Genomic DNA, 16,652 nt, shown 5'->3' with positions numbered 1-16,652 from the left:
TGATGCTCACTCTAAAATATCATACATTACACGGTGTAATAGAACTCAAATAAGTGAGATAGTGATGTTAACGGCATTAAATCAGCAACTACCTATTCCTTCTGCAATACATGAAAATGGAAAAGAAGAGAGATGGCCATTAATTGATAACAAATATGCCTTTCCCAAAGATTATATTGCGTTTATCACCCAATATGGATCAGGTCAGGTAGCTGATTTTATAACGTTATTTAATCCCTTTAGCCAAAATGAGTACATTAATTTTTTCCAGCAAAAAGAGCAGATCCTTGAAGATTTCAGCTCATTAATCAATGATGATCCTAATTACTATCGTTTTGTTCTATATCCAAAATGTAATGGGCTTTTACCCATTGGTGTCACGGATAATGGAGATACGCTTTTTTGGGTTGTTTTATCAGAAAATAGTGAGCTTTGGACAATAGCAATTATTCCATCTAGAGGATCAGAGGTAGAATTTATTGCAGAGAGTCTGACAGGGTTTTTAGAGGGAGTTTTATCAAAACGAATACGTTGCCAATCATTCCCTGAGGGATTTCCATCAGAAAAAATGATATTTAGCCCAGAAGTTTGATGAGTTATTTTCCTATGGGGAGTTGAGTCACAAAATAGGAAGTAGCAAGTCCAATAAAGATAGAAATGCTAAAGCTAATCAGTGTACCTAACATAACATATTCTGTTAGCTTTTTATCTTGATCATCTTGTAATTCACCAAATCTAAATATTGATTTAGCTGCTAATAAAAAGCCAATTGCTGCAAATTGATTTAAAAGAATAAAAGTTAAGATTAGTGTTCTTTCTAAATAACCAATAGATTGACCCGCAGAAACGAGTGTTGAGCCTTCTACTGCAACAGGTGTCCATTTCTTTAGTAACATATAAATAAGGCTCAAATAGGCTTTAAAATAATGATGTAGGCAAGAACAACAATAAGATATTTGTAGTTAATATTTTTAAAACTAAGATCATGGAATATTTGAGTATTTTGATCAACAAGCACTATCCATAAAAAGGTAATCACGAATAAATGAAGAGCTTGATCAGTGATAAACCATTTTAACGAGTTATCCGTATAGGATTTAGCAAGATCAAAAATAAAATGACTAATTAATATTACTAAGCTATAAGCTAAAATAGAAATAAGGCTTATCTCGGACATTACTACAAGAATAATAAAACTTATCCCACCTTGTAGTAGTGAGTGTAAATAAAGTGCTTTAGATTTGTAATGTAGAGCGTTTCGCGCTTCTATCCATGTTCTCGGTTGCAAATAAAAATCAAAAATAATATGTGCAACATAGAGGGATATAAGAAGCGTGAAGTTATACATATCAATAAACCTTGTTAATCAAATAATTAAAGTATTGAATATATTCATCTATGAGTTGATAGTGGCTAGCATTTAGTAATCGAGTAATATTACTTCTCGATTTATTTAACTCATTGGCAATAGCGTAGTGAGATTTATCTTTATTGACCATGTATTTAAGTAAAACTTGTGCTTGTGCTCGAGTAATTTCTTTGAGTTGTAAATCTAAATACTTAGTCACTAAAGTAATATTGTGTTGGAAGTCGGTATCAGAAGTTGATATTGCCAATATTTCACCTTTCATTTTATCCAGCCCTTCACCTGATAAAATAAAAGCCTCACCTATAGACGTCCTAACATCATTGCGTAATGAATCTACTTTTCCAACACCAATGCTTTGTCGAGCGCTGATTTCAAGACTTGATGTTTTGAGTGCGAGCTGGATGACAATGGCGACTTTAATGGCATCATTAGCTTTTGAACAAACAAGTTGGAAGGAGTCGCCACGATATCGGTCATATTTAAGCGGAAGTTGCTCTGAGAGCAGTTGAACGGTTTGCTCTAAGGTGTAAAGCATAACATCATAGTTTTCAGGTGTAATATCTCTAGAGCCTATGATGTCACCGGTGATCACACTAATGATGTTGTTATTCATTAATTTGTACCTATAGCTTTATGAGAGAATGGCAATCAATATAAACGCGCTATATTCGGTTATTGGACGTAGCCATGACGATGAAGGTTACCAAATTTGGTAACATGTAATAATGTTACCAAATTTGGTAACCTATACCATGGATGTTATAGAGTAAGTCCGATAAAGAAGCAACAAAAAAGCCTTTTCTGGAAAACCAGAAAAGGCTTTTTATAAAAATAGACCTAACTGACTAGGATCAGTTCATGCCGTATTTTTTCAGTTTCTTACGCAGTGTGCCGCGGTTAATGCCCATCATTTGCGCTGCACGCGTTTGGTTGCCACGGGTGTACTGCATTACCATGTCCAACAATGGCTGTTCAACTTCAGCCAATACTAGCTCATATAAGTCATTAACATCTTGACCATTTAATTGAGCAAAATAGTTCTTCAGTGCTTGTTTAACTGAGTCACGTAAAGGTTTTTGGGTCACCTGATCTTGTGAATTTACGGTGGCAACTGTTAGTACGTCTGAATTTACGCGTTGTTCGAACATAGTTCTGTCAGCTCTTTTATTTATTTACGCAAAAAATTTTCGAAATATGCTTCCAACGCCTCCAGCTGTTCGCTGGCATCCTCTATGGCGTTGAAGGAGCGCCGAAACTGGTCATCAGGGGCATGTTCCTTGAGATACCAAGAGACATGCTTGCGTGCAATGCGAGTTCCTTTGCCTTGACCGTAAAAGTCGTGCAACTCACGCACATGCTTTTGCATTATTTGTTGTACCTCTACAATCGGTAGAGGGGGCAACAGTTCACCTGTGTCCAGATAGTGCTGGATTTCCCGAAAGATCCAGGGTCTTCCCTGAGCAGCGCGACCGATCATCAAAGCATCGGCTCCAGTGTAGTCTAATACTGCTCTGGCTTTTAGCGGGTCTGTTATGTCTCCATTCGCAATAATGGGAATAGAAACATTCTGCTTAACTGTCCGAATGCTGTCGTATTCGGCTTCCCCTTTGAACAAACACTCGCGTGTACGCCCATGAATAGTGAGAGCCTGAATACCACAACGTTCAGCCAATTTGGCAATCTCTACACAGTTACGTTCATCAGGTGACCAGCCAGTACGGATCTTGAGAGTAACAGGTACATCTACCGCGTTAACCACAGCAGAGAGGATCTCTGCGACAAGGTCGGGATGACGAAGTAGTGCTGAACCTGCTAGCTTTTTATTCACCTTTTTTGCAGGGCAACCCATGTTAATGTCGATAATTTGAGCACCACTATCTGCGTTTATCTTCGCAGCAGCCGCCATATCAACGGGATCACTTCCTGCAATTTGTACGGAGCGGATCCCCAATTCATCACTATGTACCATTCGTAACCGAGACTTGTCTGTCTGCCAAACCTGAGGATTGGAAGAGAGCATCTCAGAAACTGTCATACCCGCACCCATATCATAGCAAAGCGACCGAAAAGGTCGGTCTGTAACGCCAGCCATGGGAGCCGCGATAAGGCAATTTTTTAACTGATACTGTCCGATTCGCATAGATGAAAAGAGGGCCAAACTGTGACTGCAAGGGCGCGTATATTACGCATTTTTTGCCAGATATGAAAGGACAAAGTTTAACCAAATTGCGAAAAAAAGTTACTTTTTTACACTTGATTTTTTATGAATTGATTATTTAATCAATAAAAACATAATGTTATGTGTTTTTAAAAAATTAAAATTTGATGGTATAGAATTGATAAACAAGTGGAACTAAGTAGAGTTTATCAGGCAAAAATGTGATTAATGCCTGATAAACAATAATTAAGTGAAATTTTAACGTAATAAGATTATCTCACTTTGGTTAATATTTGTTCTGTGTTATTTTTTCACACCGGTAATACGACACCACTCTTCTTTCTCAGCAACGGGATCTAAGTTAAATAATCCTTCATAGGCAGCTGCCACACCTTCTGCTTGTGTCGCTAATACGCCAGAAAGACCTAGATATCCACCCTGACGAGGCAGTGTACTAATAACGGGTGCAAGTTCACGTAATGGGCCAGCTAAAATATTTGCCACGACAACATCAGCACTGAGGTTATCAGGCTGGTCTTTTGCAAGATACAGTGTGAGTGCGTCAGATACACCATTACGTTGTGCATTATCACGGCTTGCTTGGATGGCTTGCGGGTCGATATCAATACCAATTGCTTTAGCTGCACCTAATTTTAAAGCCGCAATTGCTAAAATCCCAGAACCACAACCGAAGTCGATAACCGTTTTACCTTTTAAATCTAAACCATCAAGCCACTGAAGGCATAATGAGGTAGTAGGGTGGGTACCTGTACCAAATGCAAGACCTGGGTCTAGCATGACGTTGACGGCATTAGGATCAGGTACTTCACGCCAACTTGGGCAAATCCATAAACGCTCACCAAAGCGCATTGGGTGGAAGTTATCCATCCATTCACGTTCCCAATCTTTATCTTCGAGTTGTTCAATTTTGTGCAGGAAGCCTTGACCTAGTAGTGGCGTGTTTTCTAACATCGCTACAATAATTTTCATGTCAGTTTCTGCATCATATAAACCGATAACGTCAGTATCACCCCACAGGCGAGTTTCACCCGGTAAAGGTTCAAAGATAGGGGTATCGTGACTATCTTGGAAAGTCACTGAAACGGCACCGCTTTCAACTAGCTCATCACCAATAGCTTCGGCATTGGCAGCAGTTGCATTAAGTCTTAATTGTATCCAAGGCATAATTAATCTCTTTAAAAACGAATTCACTGTAATGATGCTGATTGTGGCAGAGTATGCTCTCCAAATCGATTAGCAACAAGAAATGCTACTAAGCTTAATAACAGTGAGGGAACAATAGGGTGGAATCCAGCTATTTGGATATTAAATGTCGCAAGAGTGGCATAGAGAGTGGCACCTGTGATCATACCTGCAATAGCGCCATAACGATTCGCTTTTTCCCAATAAAGGCCAAGAACTAAAGGCCATAAGAAAACAGCTTGCAGGCCACCAAAAGCGAGTAAATTAAGCCAAATAATCATTGATGGTGGGTTCCATGCAGCAAACAGCAGTAGTACACCTAAAATCAAGGTTGAAAGGCTCGATAAACGGGATATACGTTTCTCATTAGTAATAGCATGAGGGGCGATATTGAGATAAAGATCTTTGACTAACGTTGCTGAAGATTGTAACAGTTGCGCATTAATCGTAGACATAATGGCAGCCATAGGCGCCGCAAGGAAAATACCTGCTGCAATAGGCGGTAAGACTTCAACCATTAATGTTGGGATAACCTGATCGGGAACTGTCAGGTCAGGAATGATCGCCCGGCCTAATGCACCAGCAAAATGCATACCAAACATTAATAATGACATCACAATAGTGCCAATAATGATCCCTTTATGCATGGCTTTGCTGTCTTTGTAAGAGATGCAACGTACCGCAGTATGTGGCAAGCCTATTACACCAAAACAGACCAGTACCCAGAATGAAGCCATAAAAGGCCCCGTTAGAATGCCATCCGCACCTTGAGGTGAGGTTAATGCGGGATCGATAGCATTGAGTTTTTGTATCGCAATATCTAAACCACCCGCTTTATAGATAATAGCAACCAGTAGGATAAAGGTACCGAGTAGCATCACAAGACCTTGTAATGCATCGTTTAATACGCTAGCTCTAAATCCACCAATTGCAGTGTACAGCGCAATCGAGACCCCAAAAATAAGCAAGCCAAACTCATAAGGGATGCCGGCAGCGGTTTCTAATAAACGTGCGCCACCAATAAATTGCACTGTCATGGCACCGATAAAGGCGACTAATAGACTTAAACTGGCAAACCAAACGAGAAAACGACTTTTGTAACGCGCATATAGCATGTCGTTTAAAGTAACGGCATTATAACGACGCGCTAAAATGGCGAATTTTTTTCCTAATACCCCAAGGGATAGCCAAATTGCGGGTAGTTGGATCATCGAAAGCAATACCCAACCAATACCATATTTATAGGCAGCACCTGGCCCACCGATAAAGGAACTTGCGCTAACATAAGTGGCAGTGATTGTCATCGCTAACACGAAGCCCCCCATGGAACGATTACCCAGAAAATATTCGTTAAGAAACTCACCTTTTTCGCGCTTACGATAAGCATAAGCCGATAGCAGAAAAACCAACAGAAGGTAGCCAATCAGTGGCACTATGACCTCAGTTTGCATCGTCATGCTCATCTCCTAACGGCATATCTTTGAAAAAGTAGCGCACCATCAGATAGCACAACAAAAAAAACAAAACAGGTAAGAATAAGCATGAAAGCTCAAACCAAACAGGTAAACCAGTAATGCCTAGTGTGTTATCAGGTAAATAGGCGGTAATTAACCAACCCAACAAATAAATAAAAGTTAAAATTAGGGCCCAAAGGGCTTCTTTGTGGGCCTGAACAAAACGTTTGTCCATCTGTTCTCCCAATCTTAATAGGGTTAAAAATGAATGGAAGGATTGTACGGGAAAGTGAGTGTTGATTCAGTGAAAATTAATCATAAACTCACGAGGTAATATTAAAAATTGACTATGTTGCTGTTTTAAAAGGATTGTTATTAAGTTTCTATTTAATGAGGTAATAAAATAGAGATGGGCTTTTATATTAATTGAGAAATTAAGTGTTGAAATAATCACCGTAAATAGAGCGTTTAAGATAATTGAAATAGGAAAAAAGAAGAGCAGACACTGAAATAGATTGATCAAATGTGGTGCTCTTCTTTGTTTTACTCATCTCAAAAATTAAAGGGCATTTTTTATTCTTTCTAAGCCTTCTTTGATAATGGAACGAGGGCAAGCAAGATTTATACGAATATAGTTATCACCATTACTTACAAACATATTTCCACCTTCTAATAAAATGCCTGTTTTATTGGCAAAATAGAGTGAAAGTTGTTGGTTATCGACATCTTCAGGTAAATATTCAGTCAAATTAATCCATGCTAAATAGGTTGAATCAGGTATTTTAAAGTTTGCTTTTGGGAAATGAGTCTGAGCAAATTCTTGTACTAATTTAAAGTTATCATCGAGATAGTTTCTTAGTGCTTTTAACCATTCATCACATTGAGAATAAGCAGCTTTTGTTGCAACTAAACTTAATGGTGAAATAAAGTCATCATAAAGGCGAAGCCACTCTTTTTTTACTTCTTCATTCTTAATAAAAATATGAGACATTAGATTACCTGCAAGATTAAATGTCTTGCTTGGTGCCATACAGGTAACAATTTTCTCATAATAAGGGAAAAGTTTAGCAATAGGTGTGTGTGACACACCGTTACGCAATAAATCACAATGTATTTCATCTGATATCATCCAAATATCATTTTCAACACAGAGTTTTCCCATCTTAATTAGTTCTTCTTCCGTCCACACTTTACCCGTTGGATTTTGAGGATTACATAAAATAAAGAGCTTAATATTAAGTGATTTATCTTTAATTTTGCGTTCCATATCTACAAAATCAATAGAGTACTCACCATCTTTTTCTAATAAATCAGAGTAGATCACTTGGCGAGAATTATAGTCTCCCGCTTGTTTAAATGGTGTATAAGAAGGTGTTTGAATAAGGATGCTTTCATCTTCTTTTATTAATAAAGGGACTAAGCGGTTTAATGCAGGAATAATACCCGGTGATAATACAATTTCACGTGGATCGATTTCCCAATCGTAATGTCTTTGGCACCAATCTTTAAATATTTGGTAATACTCTTCATCATACACTTTGGTATAACCTAATATTTTTCTATCTAGGCGTGTTTTAATGGCTTCAAGAACTTCAGGCGGAGTAGAAAAGTCCATATCCGCAACCCACATTCTAATAAATTCATTATCAGTAAAGGCGAACTGTGCGTCTTTATCTGCTTTAAAAATATACTGGCGCCAACCATCATAATTTAAAGCATCGGTATCTTTTCTATCTATAATTTCATCAAAGTTATATTTCATGGTAAGCCTTTAATACGTCTAATTAAATAAATTTCAAGAAAGGGGAAATACAAAGCAGAATGCCCGTAAAGATAATCAAATACAGTGATCCACCTTTATAACGATGCAATGAAGGTACTTTGTAAACTAAATAAGCAGGAATAAGACAACCTACAATCCCGAAAATAGGACTACAGATTGAAGTGAACATTAATACTGGCAAATTAAGAACAATTGCACCCCATGCAATAACTACAGTAAAAATTACAATACATAATGTGAGGATTTTCTGATTAATTTTTTCTGCGGGAATAATACGAGTAAGAGCATTCATGACTAAGCCTTGTACTGCTTCTTTAAAGCCTAGATAAACGCCAAAGAATGCTGTCATTAAAGCAAAAATATTGAGTGCAACGCCGACAGGCGTGACATATTTAGCCGCATCGCCTTCAATAAATTGCGCTGCGATGGCTAAGGCCGAAATATTCTGCTCATAGGCCTTAACCGCTTCATCATGGCCGATAGCAAAGGTAAAAGAAACGGCATAAAAGAAGACAACACAAAATAGTGTACCGAAAGAAATATTCATGGCTCTTAAGGCTTTATAACGAGCGACTTCAATCGATTTGTTTTTAGCTCGATAAGAGATAACCATCGGACTAAGAGATTGAATAAAGAGAATAGAAGTCAGTGTAAAAGGTAGCGTAATAATGGCATTCTTAATTAATAAGCTAAAAGGCGGGAAGGCATCGATATTTTTCGATAGATCCCACATGCTTATCATCATGACACCTAGCGCAAATACAACGAGTAATTTAGATAACACCATAAAGCTTGAGATTTTAAATAATAACTCTTCACTTCGTGATGCAATTAAGACGAGAAACGAGATAAGAATTAATCCATAAAAAGGGTTTTCTGATAGTAATCCTTCAGTTACGCCAAAGGTATGTAGGTAAGATGCTGTATCATTAGTCAGCGCTGTTGGATAAGCAAAAATCCAAATCACTAACATTAAAAAGTAAAGTAACCCTAAAAACATTCCCCAGTTTTTACCAAGATAACCTTCGATAACACTTGGGTAGTCTTTACATTCTTTAGAATCGGCAAGAGTATTAATAAATAAGCGTTGAAAGAGGTACATGGCAGGGTAGCCAATAATAGAAGAGAGTAAAAACACCCATAATCCAATTAAGCCAACTTGCACAGGTAAGAACACAATACCTGCGCCAATTGCCATGCCGATACTGATAATAATCCATCCCATATCAGTATTATCGAATCGTGTTAGTTTTTTCCATTCTTCTTTTGAGAAAGAGGCCCTATCAACTTTTTGTTCTAATAAGGTCATACATGTGATCCCATGTGAAAGTAAAATTTATAGTATTTGTTTTGTTAAGTTTATTTATGGAACATGATTTTTAATCATTTTGTATTAGCTGAATAACGATACTTCGAGAATAATTTTAGCAATTAGTGTGATTAATTATTTCTCCATATTGGAAGCTAGACGGACTTATTTATTAATAAAATTCGCTAAAATTGAGTTATAAATTAATTATCTTTGATAAAAACGTTATTTTGATTAATGTCACAGAGGTGTGAATAGAATGGATCTTGACAAAACGGATATGGGGATCCTGAAACTGTTACAAGAAGAAGGACGACTGAATAATGCTGAAATAGCTAAACGTGTGTTTTTGTCTCCGCCCGCTTGTTGGAAACGATTAAAGGCATTAGAAAAAGGAGTGATCAAGAATTATCGCGCCATCATTGATCCTAAGCACTTAGGGTTTAATTTTTATGCCTTTATGAATATTACGTTAGATTTGCATTCTGAAGATAATATGGCGCACTTTGAACAAGAGATAATGAAGATTGATAATGTGATTTCTTGCCATAATATTTCAGGGCGATATGACTATATGTTGCAATTGGTCGTTAAAGATATGGAAGATTTTCATAACGTTTCCATGATGAAAGTACGAGCAATTGGTAATATCAAAGAAATGAACACCAGTTTTAGCATTCGAGAAATAAAACCTTTTAAAGGGTTTCCTATTAAATAGATTCTTATCAGAAAATTAGTAATAAAAAAGGCATAGTGATTAAACTATGCCTTTTCTTGTTAAGTGAAAAAGATTATTTCTCAGCTAAACCTAAACGTTTTTCAAGGTAGTGAATATTAGTACCACCTTTTTGGAATTGCCCATCATTCATAATGAACTGATGCAGTTCAATATTGGTTTTAATACCGTCAATGATAAGTTCTGCCAATGCATTTTTCATGCGAGAGATCGCGATTTCGCGTGTTTCACCGTAAGTGATCAATTTACCAATCATTGAATCATAGTGAGGTGGAACAGTATAACCTGCGTAAATATGCGATTCCCAACGTACGCCAAATCCACCTGGTGAGTGGAAACGAGTAATAGTCCCCGGGCTTGGCATGAACGTTTTTGGATCTTCTGCGTTAATACGGCATTCAATTGCATGACCATGAACATTAACTTGATCTTGTGTTACTGATAAAGGTAAGCCAGATGCAATGCGTAACTGCTCTTTAATTAAGTCGATGCCAGTGATCATTTCTGTTACTGGATGTTCCACCTGAATACGGGTGTTCATCTCAATAAAGTAGAATTCACCATTCTCATACAGGAATTCGAAGGTACCCGCACCACGATAACCGATTTCAATACATGCGTTCGCACAGCGTTCGCCGATATTTTTACGGATTTCAGGGGTAATACCCGGTGCTGGTGCTTCTTCAACTACTTTTTGGTGACGACGTTGCATTGAACAATCACGTTCAGCCAAATAGATAGCATTACCTTGACCATCAGCCATGACTTGAATTTCAATGTGGCGTGGGTTTTCAAGGTATTTTTCCATGTATACCATGTCATTGCTAAATGCCGCTTTTGCTTCCGCACGCGTCATGGTAATGGATTGTTCGAGATCTTTTTCAGAACGAACAACTCGCATACCGCGTCCACCACCGCCGCCAGAAGCTTTGATGATAACTGGGTAGCCAATACGTTTAGCAATTTCAATATTTTTTGCAGTGTCGTTACCTAAAGGACCGTCTGATCCTGGTACACACGGAACACCTGCTTTTTTCATCGCTTCAATGGCTGAAACCTTGTCACCCATTAGGCGGATGGTTTCAGCTTTTGGGCCGATAAAAATAAAGCCAGAGCGCTCAACTTGCTCTGCAAAATCAGCATTTTCAGATAGGAAACCGTATCCTGGATGAATGGCTTGTGCGCCACTGATCTCAGCCGCTGCAATGATTGCAGGGATATTTAGGTAACTTTTTGCTGAAGCAGCGGGACCAATACAGATAGTCTCGTCTGCCAGCAGAACGTGTTTTAAATCACGGTCTGCTGTGGAGTGAACGGCAACTGCTTTGATCCCAAGCTCTTTACATGCTCTTAAGATACGCAGTGCTATCTCACCACGGTTGGCAATGAGGATTTTTTCTAGCATGGACCTGCCTCGTTATTCGATAACAAAGAGTGGAGCGTCAAACTCAACATTGTCGCCGTCTTGGCAAAGGATAGTTTTAACAACACCCGCTTTATCAGATTCAATCTGATTCATCATTTTCATTGCTTCAACGATGCACAGAGTATCGCCGACATTGACTTGCTGACCGACTTCAACAAATTTCTTAGCTTCAGGGCTTGGTGAGCGATAGAACGTTCCGACCATTGGTGAACGAACAACGTGACCACTGATTTCTTGCGTTGGAGTTGCTGCTGGAGTTTCTGGTGCTACTGACGCAACAGCATTTGCTAACGCAGGTTGAGGAGCCGCTGGTGCCGCAAAATATTGCTGAGGAGCCATTTGACCCTGAAGACCAGTATTACGACTGATACGTACTGACTCTTCACCTTCAGAAATTTCTAGTTCAGAAATGCCAGACTCTTCGACTAGCTCGATCAGTTTTTTAATTTTACGAATATCCATGAGTTGATTCCGTACTCTTTTTTGATGTTTTTTATTAAGACAAACGGCTGACCGCTGCCTGTAAAGCAAATCGATAACCTTCTGCACCTAATCCACAGATTACGCCTGTTGCGATATCAGAGAGATATGAGTGGTGACGGAAAGGCTCCCGACTGTAGACATTGGATAGGTGAATTTCAATAAATGGAATATTCACCCCTAATAATGCATCACGCAGTGCAACACTGGTATGCGTGAAAGCCGCAGGGTTGATTAATATGTAATCGGTATTTCCCCGCGCTGCATGAATTTTATTTATCAGCTCAAATTCAGCATTAGACTGAAAATGGCTAAGTTTCACATTTAATGCCTGAGCATCTGCTGACAAACTTTGAACGATATCATCCAGAGTTAAGTGTCCGTAGGTTTCCGGCTCTCTTGTTCCAAGCAGGTTTAGATTCGGACCATTCAGGAGCAAAATATGAAAATTTTCCGACATTATGCTTCTATCTCCGTCAATTCGTCAACGAAATGACAAAATAACCTGTGCTTTTCGTTTTGTCATCTTTTATTGTATTCAATGTTACGATACATATCACAAAGTCCGACATTATAGACATTTCACAGAAGATAACAGCAAAATACTGGTCTAATCAGGGAAGGAATGGGTTATTTTGATGAAAAGTTAAATATTTTTACAAGATTGTAAACGTAAGAAAGCAAAATAAACAGGTGATGAAAAAATAATCATAACATCACGTTATTTATTGATGTCACTGGAAATCTGAACTTTTTTGAGATGAATCGTTAATATATGTTTAAAGTGTGATCTGCATCACAATTATTTCACTAGTTTATATAGAAAGATGCTTATTCTGGCACTAAAAGAAGTGAATTAATGCCAGAAATAAGCAGGTAAAACCTACAAATTAGAGTTTTACTAACGTTCTACCAGTCACTTGGTTATCCATAATCATTTGAGCATAACGTGGAACTTCATCAAGCGTAATTTCTGTCATTGCTTGTTGATAGAATGTTTCTGGCAGTAATTTTAGTAAACGTTGCCAAACTTGGGCGCGTTTTTCCGCTGGAAAATAAACAGAATCGACACCTTGTAAGCGAACATTTCGTAAAATAAAAGGCATTACGGTCGTTGGTAAAGAAAAACCACCCGCCAATCCACAAGCTGCGACTGTTCCGTTATAGTTTGTTTGCGACAAAATATTAGCGAGAATTTGTCCACCTACAGTATCAATTGCACCCGCCCAGCGTTGTTTATCTAACGCTCTGCCCGCAGGTTCAAATTCTTCGCGAGTGATAATATTTTTGGCACCAAGTTTGCGTAAATAGTCATGATTACTGGCTCTGCCACTTAATGCAGTAACTTGATAGCCAAGGGCGGTTAATAGACTAATGGCTGTACTTCCCACACCTCCACTGGCGCCTGTAACTAAAATATCACCACTTTGTGGCGTTACACCCCCTTGTTCTAATGCCATAACACAAAGCATTGCAGTAAAGCCTGCTGTACCAATTATCATGGCATTTTTTAAGGATAGCCCTTCAGGTACGGCAGTGAGCCAATCACCTTTTACACCTGCTTTTTGAGCAAGGCCACCCCAATGATTTTCTCCTACACCCCAACCTGTTAATAAAACATGTTGGCCAATATGAAAACGAGGGTCTTCACTGTGATGAACGACACCTGAAAAATCGATTCCTGGAACCATTGGAAGTTGGCGTAGTATTTTTCCTTTCCCAGTGATCGCTAACCCATCTTTATAATTCAGTGTAGAGTAATGAATGTCGACAATAACTTCATGAATAGGCAATGTTTTTTCATCGATATCTTGCACGTTGGCATTGAGTTTATCGTCGTGCTGTTCAACTAATAATGCTTTCATCTTGACCCCTTATCGATTTCTATTTGTTTCATGATAAGTGATTTTTTAGATCTCGTCGTGATTGTGCACAATATCTATTGTAATAATGAGACAAATAATCCTTTTTTAGTGTATAAACGGGGGTTCTATGTTTATTGGTACAGAGATTATTCTGAGTTTTATATCTTGGTTATTAGATAACACCGTTAATGTTTGATGATAGGATAAAATAAGCATTTCCCTTAGTGGTTCGAAATAAAGATAATGCATTGTTTATGAAGTATTCTAGATGGATATTTTTATTATTTTTTCAGTCAAATTTTGTCGGTGAAACACTATTTAATATCAATAGAGTAATTGTGCTTATTCAAATGAATAAATTTTATTTGAACTTGCAGTGATGCTTTTGAGTCACAGTTTGGCAACGAAGTCAGATTTTTCTTTATTGATAGAAGCGTTGTTTGTATTGTTACATAAGTTAAATATGAACAGCGTAGGATTGAAATTATGCGTTAATCGTTCTAATTAGCCCATTTTTATGCAGTTTTTTTCTGCTCCAATTGGGAAAAGTAACGTAGAATATTGTGCCTTTATGATTATTTACGTGTCCACTTTAATCTAAGTAGTGAATCGCGCCTTGTCGCTACTTATTGTGGTTGATAGAGTAGACGGATTTTTCCGTCCCGGCTTGCAGGATTATCCTTTCGTATGTTTAAAAAATTTCGTGGCATGTTTTCCAACGATTTGTCTATTGACTTGGGTACCGCCAATACCCTCATTTATGTCAAAGGACAGGGTATTGTTCTCGATGAACCCTCCGTTGTCGCTATTCGTCAAGATCGCGCTGGCACATCAAAAAGTGTTGCAGCTGTAGGGCATGAAGCCAAACAGATGTTAGGGCGTACACCTGGGAATATCGCTGCTATCCGTCCAATGAAAGACGGTGTGATTGCTGATTTTTATGTAACCGAAAAAATGCTTCAGCACTTCATAAAACAGGTTCATAACAATAGCTTTATGCGTCCAAGTCCTCGTGTTTTGGTGTGTGTGCCTGTTGGTGCAACTCAAGTAGAACGCAGAGCTATTCGTGAATCAGCATTAAGTGCAGGTGCACGAGAAGTCTTCTTAATTGAAGAACCAATGTCTGCGGCAATCGGTGCCGGCTTACCTGTTTCTGAAGCAACTGGCTCAATGGTAGTGGATATTGGTGGTGGTACAACAGAAGTCGCCGTTATTTCATTAAATGGTGTGGTTTATTCATCTTCTGTCCGTATCGGTGGTGACCGTTTTGATGAGGCTATCATTAATTATGTACGTCGTAACTACGGCTCATTAATTGGTGAAGCAACCGCAGAACGTATTAAACACGATATCGGATCAGCTTATCCTTCTGATGAAGTCAATGAAATCGAAGTTCGTGGTCGTAACCTTGCAGAAGGTGTACCTCGTAGCTTTACATTAAACTCTAATGAAATCCTTGAAGCATTACAGGAACCATTAACTGGTATCGTTAGTGCCGTTATGGTTGCGTTAGAGCAATGCCCACCAGAATTAGCGTCTGATATTTCAGAGCGTGGTATGGTGTTAACAGGCGGTGGTGCGTTATTACGTAACCTTGATCGTTTATTGATGGAAGAAACGGGTATTCCTGTAATTGTTGCTGAAGATCCACTGACCTGTGTTGCGCGTGGTGGTGGCAAAGCATTAGAAATGATCGATATGCACGGTGGCGATCTGTTTAGCGAAGATTGAGATTAATTCTAACAAGGGAGAATGGATTCCCCCTTGGTGAGAATGCTAACACCTGTTTTTTTAATTTCTCCGTGTGAGTGATCTTAGAGTTTATGAAGCCAATTTTTAGTCGGGGCCCTTCCCTGCAACTAAGATTAATAATCGCCGTGGTCGTCGCTATCTCCTTATTGATTGCTGATAACCGTATTGGTGCATTTTCTAAAGTCCGCCAGTATCTTGATACTGCTGTTAGTCCCTTCTATTTTCTTGCAAATGGTCCACGTCGTTTCCTCGATCAAATTTCTGAAACGTTTGCAACGCGTGAGCGTTTACAATTTGAAAACCAAGCTTTAAGAAAAGAGTTGTTAGTTCGCAGTGGAGAAAGCCAACTATTAGAGCAATTTAAGCAAGAGAATGCCCGTTTACGAGAATTACTTGGTTCACCTCTTCGCCAAAATGAACAAATGACAGTCACACAAGTTCTGTCTGGCAATAGTACGCCTTATCGAGATCAAGTGGTTATTGATAAAGGAACTAATGATGGCGTCTATGAAGGGCAGCCCGTCATTAGTGATAAAGGTGTTGTAGGTCAAGTCATTGCCGTAAGTGAGCTTACGAGCCGAGTACTCTTAATTTGTGATACTTCTCATGCGTTACCGGTACAAGTTTTACGTAATGATATTCGTGTGATTGCCTCAGGCGCAGGTTGTGCGGATGATTTATTGCTTGAAGCTTTACCCGCTAATATTGATATTCGTGTGGGGGATGTTTTAGTGACGTCAGGACTCGGCGGGCGTTTTCCTGAGGGTTACCCAGTGGGTGTTGTTGCTTCAGTTAAGGTTGATAATCAACGAGCTTATTCGGTGATTAATGTTCGTCCTTCTGCTGAATTACAGCGTTTACGTTATTTACTTTTATTATGGAATGCATCAGATAAAACAGGGGAGCCTCCGTTACCTTCAGAGGTGTATCACGCCGCGAATGAGCGTCTAATGCAATTGATGCCACAAGTTTTACCTAATTATGAGCAAGCAGGGCCTCCACTTCCTCGTTCTATGTCTCAAGAGCCATTAGACAATACGCCAGAGGCAGATAATGGAACAACTCCACCAGCCACAACACCTGCTACACCTAGCACAACAAGAAGTAGGTAACCTCG

18 protein-coding genes are annotated in these 16,652 nt (G+C 38.8%); 4 read left to right on the top strand and 14 right to left on the bottom strand.

Features of this window, described 5'->3' with window-relative positions; all coding sequences use genetic code 11:
• Positions 1-64 precede the first annotated feature (64 nt).
• Positions 65-592, top strand: a complete 528-nt coding sequence (locus ABN256_RS06175) for an SMI1/KNR4 family protein (RefSeq protein ID WP_231619334.1) — start codon at positions 65-67, stop codon at positions 590-592.
• 4 nt (positions 593-596) lie between these two features.
• Here the strand turns inward: ABN256_RS06175 and ABN256_RS06170 are convergent, their stop codons facing one another.
• The 10 genes from ABN256_RS06170 to ABN256_RS06125 all read right to left on the bottom strand — a co-directional run bounded on the left by ABN256_RS06170 (position 597) and on the right by ABN256_RS06125 (position 9,192).
• Complete coding sequence (locus tag ABN256_RS06170) at positions 597-896, bottom strand: hypothetical protein (protein WP_349439263.1); 300 nt, start codon at positions 894-896, stop codon at positions 597-599.
• 11 nt (positions 897-907) lie between these two features.
• Entirely contained in the window at positions 908-1,348 is a 441-nt protein-coding gene (locus ABN256_RS06165; RefSeq protein ID WP_349439262.1) for a DUF3307 domain-containing protein, read from the bottom strand.
• Position 1,349: 1 nt separating this feature from the next.
• Positions 1,350-1,982 carry a hypothetical protein gene (locus ABN256_RS06160; RefSeq protein ID WP_196554798.1) on the bottom strand — a complete coding sequence of 211 codons (633 nt, stop codon included), beginning with the start codon at positions 1,980-1,982 and terminating at the stop codon, positions 1,350-1,352.
• A 238-nt stretch (positions 1,983-2,220) separates the two neighbouring features.
• The gene (fis, locus tag ABN256_RS06155) at positions 2,221-2,517 is read right to left on the bottom strand and encodes a DNA-binding transcriptional regulator Fis (protein ID WP_004245342.1); all 297 of its coding nucleotides are present in this window, start codon (positions 2,515-2,517) and stop codon (positions 2,221-2,223) included.
• A gap of 20 nt (positions 2,518-2,537) precedes the next feature.
• Positions 2,538-3,509, bottom strand: coding sequence for a tRNA dihydrouridine synthase DusB (gene dusB / locus ABN256_RS06150; protein ID WP_036938696.1), 972 nt, complete (start codon positions 3,507-3,509; stop codon positions 2,538-2,540).
• Between the two features lie 321 nt (positions 3,510-3,830).
• A complete protein-coding gene (prmA, locus tag ABN256_RS06145) occupies positions 3,831-4,712 on the bottom strand; it encodes a 50S ribosomal protein L11 methyltransferase (RefSeq protein WP_340894982.1) in 882 nt (293 codons plus the stop codon).
• A gap of 23 nt (positions 4,713-4,735) precedes the next feature.
• The gene (panF, locus tag ABN256_RS06140) at positions 4,736-6,181 is read right to left on the bottom strand and encodes a sodium/pantothenate symporter (protein WP_349439278.1); all 1,446 of its coding nucleotides are present in this window, start codon (positions 6,179-6,181) and stop codon (positions 4,736-4,738) included.
• The gene (locus ABN256_RS06135) at positions 6,171-6,419 is read right to left on the bottom strand and encodes a YhdT family protein (RefSeq protein WP_115350545.1); all 249 of its coding nucleotides are present in this window, start codon (positions 6,417-6,419) and stop codon (positions 6,171-6,173) included. Before ABN256_RS06135 ends, panF begins: the two co-directional genes overlap by 11 nt.
• Positions 6,420-6,743: 324 nt before the next feature.
• Positions 6,744-7,946, bottom strand: coding sequence for a MalY/PatB family protein (locus ABN256_RS06130; protein WP_349439261.1), 1,203 nt, complete (start codon positions 7,944-7,946; stop codon positions 6,744-6,746).
• Positions 7,947-7,968: 22 nt separating this feature from the next.
• Entirely contained in the window at positions 7,969-9,192 is a 1,224-nt protein-coding gene (locus ABN256_RS06125; RefSeq protein WP_371032673.1) for an aromatic amino acid transport family protein, read from the bottom strand.
• Between the two features lie 343 nt (positions 9,193-9,535).
• On the opposite strand from ABN256_RS06125, the gene ABN256_RS06120 reads away from it, so the two are divergent.
• Entirely contained in the window at positions 9,536-9,994 is a 459-nt protein-coding gene (locus tag ABN256_RS06120) for an Lrp/AsnC family transcriptional regulator (RefSeq protein WP_072069791.1), read from the top strand.
• Between the two features lie 73 nt (positions 9,995-10,067).
• Here the strand turns inward: ABN256_RS06120 and accC are convergent, their stop codons facing one another.
• The 4 genes from accC to acuI all read right to left on the bottom strand — a co-directional run bounded on the left by accC (position 10,068) and on the right by acuI (position 13,783).
• On the bottom strand, positions 10,068-11,417 hold the full coding sequence (gene accC, locus ABN256_RS06115) for an acetyl-CoA carboxylase biotin carboxylase subunit (RefSeq protein WP_072069790.1): 1,350 nt from the start codon (positions 11,415-11,417) through the stop codon (positions 10,068-10,070).
• 12 nt (positions 11,418-11,429) lie between these two features.
• Positions 11,430-11,900 carry an acetyl-CoA carboxylase biotin carboxyl carrier protein gene (accB, locus tag ABN256_RS06110; protein ID WP_196554796.1) on the bottom strand — a complete coding sequence of 157 codons (471 nt, stop codon included), beginning with the start codon at positions 11,898-11,900 and terminating at the stop codon, positions 11,430-11,432.
• A gap of 34 nt (positions 11,901-11,934) precedes the next feature.
• Positions 11,935-12,378 carry a type II 3-dehydroquinate dehydratase gene (gene aroQ, locus ABN256_RS06105; RefSeq protein ID WP_072069788.1) on the bottom strand — a complete coding sequence of 148 codons (444 nt, stop codon included), beginning with the start codon at positions 12,376-12,378 and terminating at the stop codon, positions 11,935-11,937.
• A 430-nt stretch (positions 12,379-12,808) separates the two neighbouring features.
• A complete protein-coding gene (acuI, locus tag ABN256_RS06100; protein ID WP_196554795.1) occupies positions 12,809-13,783 on the bottom strand; it encodes an acrylyl-CoA reductase (NADPH) in 975 nt (324 codons plus the stop codon).
• 687 nt (positions 13,784-14,470) lie between these two features.
• Here acuI and mreB point away from each other — a divergent pair.
• A complete protein-coding gene (mreB, locus tag ABN256_RS06095) occupies positions 14,471-15,514 on the top strand; it encodes a rod shape-determining protein MreB (RefSeq protein WP_023582893.1) in 1,044 nt (347 codons plus the stop codon).
• Positions 15,515-15,606: 92 nt separating this feature from the next.
• Positions 15,607-16,647: a rod shape-determining protein MreC gene (mreC, locus tag ABN256_RS06090; RefSeq protein ID WP_197269576.1), complete on the top strand. Its 1,041-nt coding sequence runs from the start codon at positions 15,607-15,609 to the stop codon at positions 16,645-16,647.
• Positions 16,648-16,652: the final 5 nt, after the last annotated feature.

The sequence above is a fragment of the Proteus sp. fly-1008 genome (assembly GCF_040140305.1).
Taxonomy (GTDB): Bacteria; Pseudomonadota; Gammaproteobacteria; order Enterobacterales; family Enterobacteriaceae; genus Proteus; species Proteus vulgaris_B.
This window is presented reverse-complemented; position numbering and strand designations above follow the sequence as displayed.

What these genes read in the sequence shown, in the direction of transcription:
- dusB (WP_036938696.1), bottom strand. Translation starts at nt 3,509, where the DNA reads ATGCGAATCGGACAGTATCAGTTAAAAAATTGCCTTATCGCGGCTCCC.
- ABN256_RS06160 (WP_196554798.1), bottom strand. Translation starts at nt 1,982, where the DNA reads ATGAATAACAACATCATTAGTGTGATCACCGGTGACATCATAGGCTCT.
- ABN256_RS06175 (WP_231619334.1), top strand. Translation starts at nt 65, where the DNA reads ATGTTAACGGCATTAAATCAGCAACTACCTATTCCTTCTGCAATACAT.
- ABN256_RS06170 (WP_349439263.1), bottom strand. Translation starts at nt 896, where the DNA reads ATGTTACTAAAGAAATGGACACCTGTTGCAGTAGAAGGCTCAACACTC.
- ABN256_RS06125 (WP_371032673.1), bottom strand. Translation starts at nt 9,192, where the DNA reads ATGGGATGGATTATTATCAGTATCGGCATGGCAATTGGCGCAGGTATT.
- mreB (WP_023582893.1), top strand. Translation starts at nt 14,471, where the DNA reads ATGTTTAAAAAATTTCGTGGCATGTTTTCCAACGATTTGTCTATTGAC.
- ABN256_RS06120 (WP_072069791.1), top strand. Translation starts at nt 9,536, where the DNA reads ATGGATCTTGACAAAACGGATATGGGGATCCTGAAACTGTTACAAGAA.
- accC (WP_072069790.1), bottom strand. Translation starts at nt 11,417, where the DNA reads ATGCTAGAAAAAATCCTCATTGCCAACCGTGGTGAGATAGCACTGCGT.
- aroQ (WP_072069788.1), bottom strand. Translation starts at nt 12,378, where the DNA reads ATGTCGGAAAATTTTCATATTTTGCTCCTGAATGGTCCGAATCTAAAC.
- mreC (WP_197269576.1), top strand. Translation starts at nt 15,607, where the DNA reads ATGAAGCCAATTTTTAGTCGGGGCCCTTCCCTGCAACTAAGATTAATA.
- ABN256_RS06130 (WP_349439261.1), bottom strand. Translation starts at nt 7,946, where the DNA reads ATGAAATATAACTTTGATGAAATTATAGATAGAAAAGATACCGATGCT.
- prmA (WP_340894982.1), bottom strand. Translation starts at nt 4,712, where the DNA reads ATGCCTTGGATACAATTAAGACTTAATGCAACTGCTGCCAATGCCGAA.
- ABN256_RS06165 (WP_349439262.1), bottom strand. Translation starts at nt 1,348, where the DNA reads ATGTATAACTTCACGCTTCTTATATCCCTCTATGTTGCACATATTATT.
- accB (WP_196554796.1), bottom strand. Translation starts at nt 11,900, where the DNA reads ATGGATATTCGTAAAATTAAAAAACTGATCGAGCTAGTCGAAGAGTCT.
- ABN256_RS06135 (WP_115350545.1), bottom strand. Translation starts at nt 6,419, where the DNA reads ATGGACAAACGTTTTGTTCAGGCCCACAAAGAAGCCCTTTGGGCCCTA.
- acuI (WP_196554795.1), bottom strand. Translation starts at nt 13,783, where the DNA reads ATGAAAGCATTATTAGTTGAACAGCACGACGATAAACTCAATGCCAAC.
- panF (WP_349439278.1), bottom strand. Translation starts at nt 6,181, where the DNA reads ATGCAAACTGAGGTCATAGTGCCACTGATTGGCTACCTTCTGTTGGTT.
- fis (WP_004245342.1), bottom strand. Translation starts at nt 2,517, where the DNA reads ATGTTCGAACAACGCGTAAATTCAGACGTACTAACAGTTGCCACCGTA.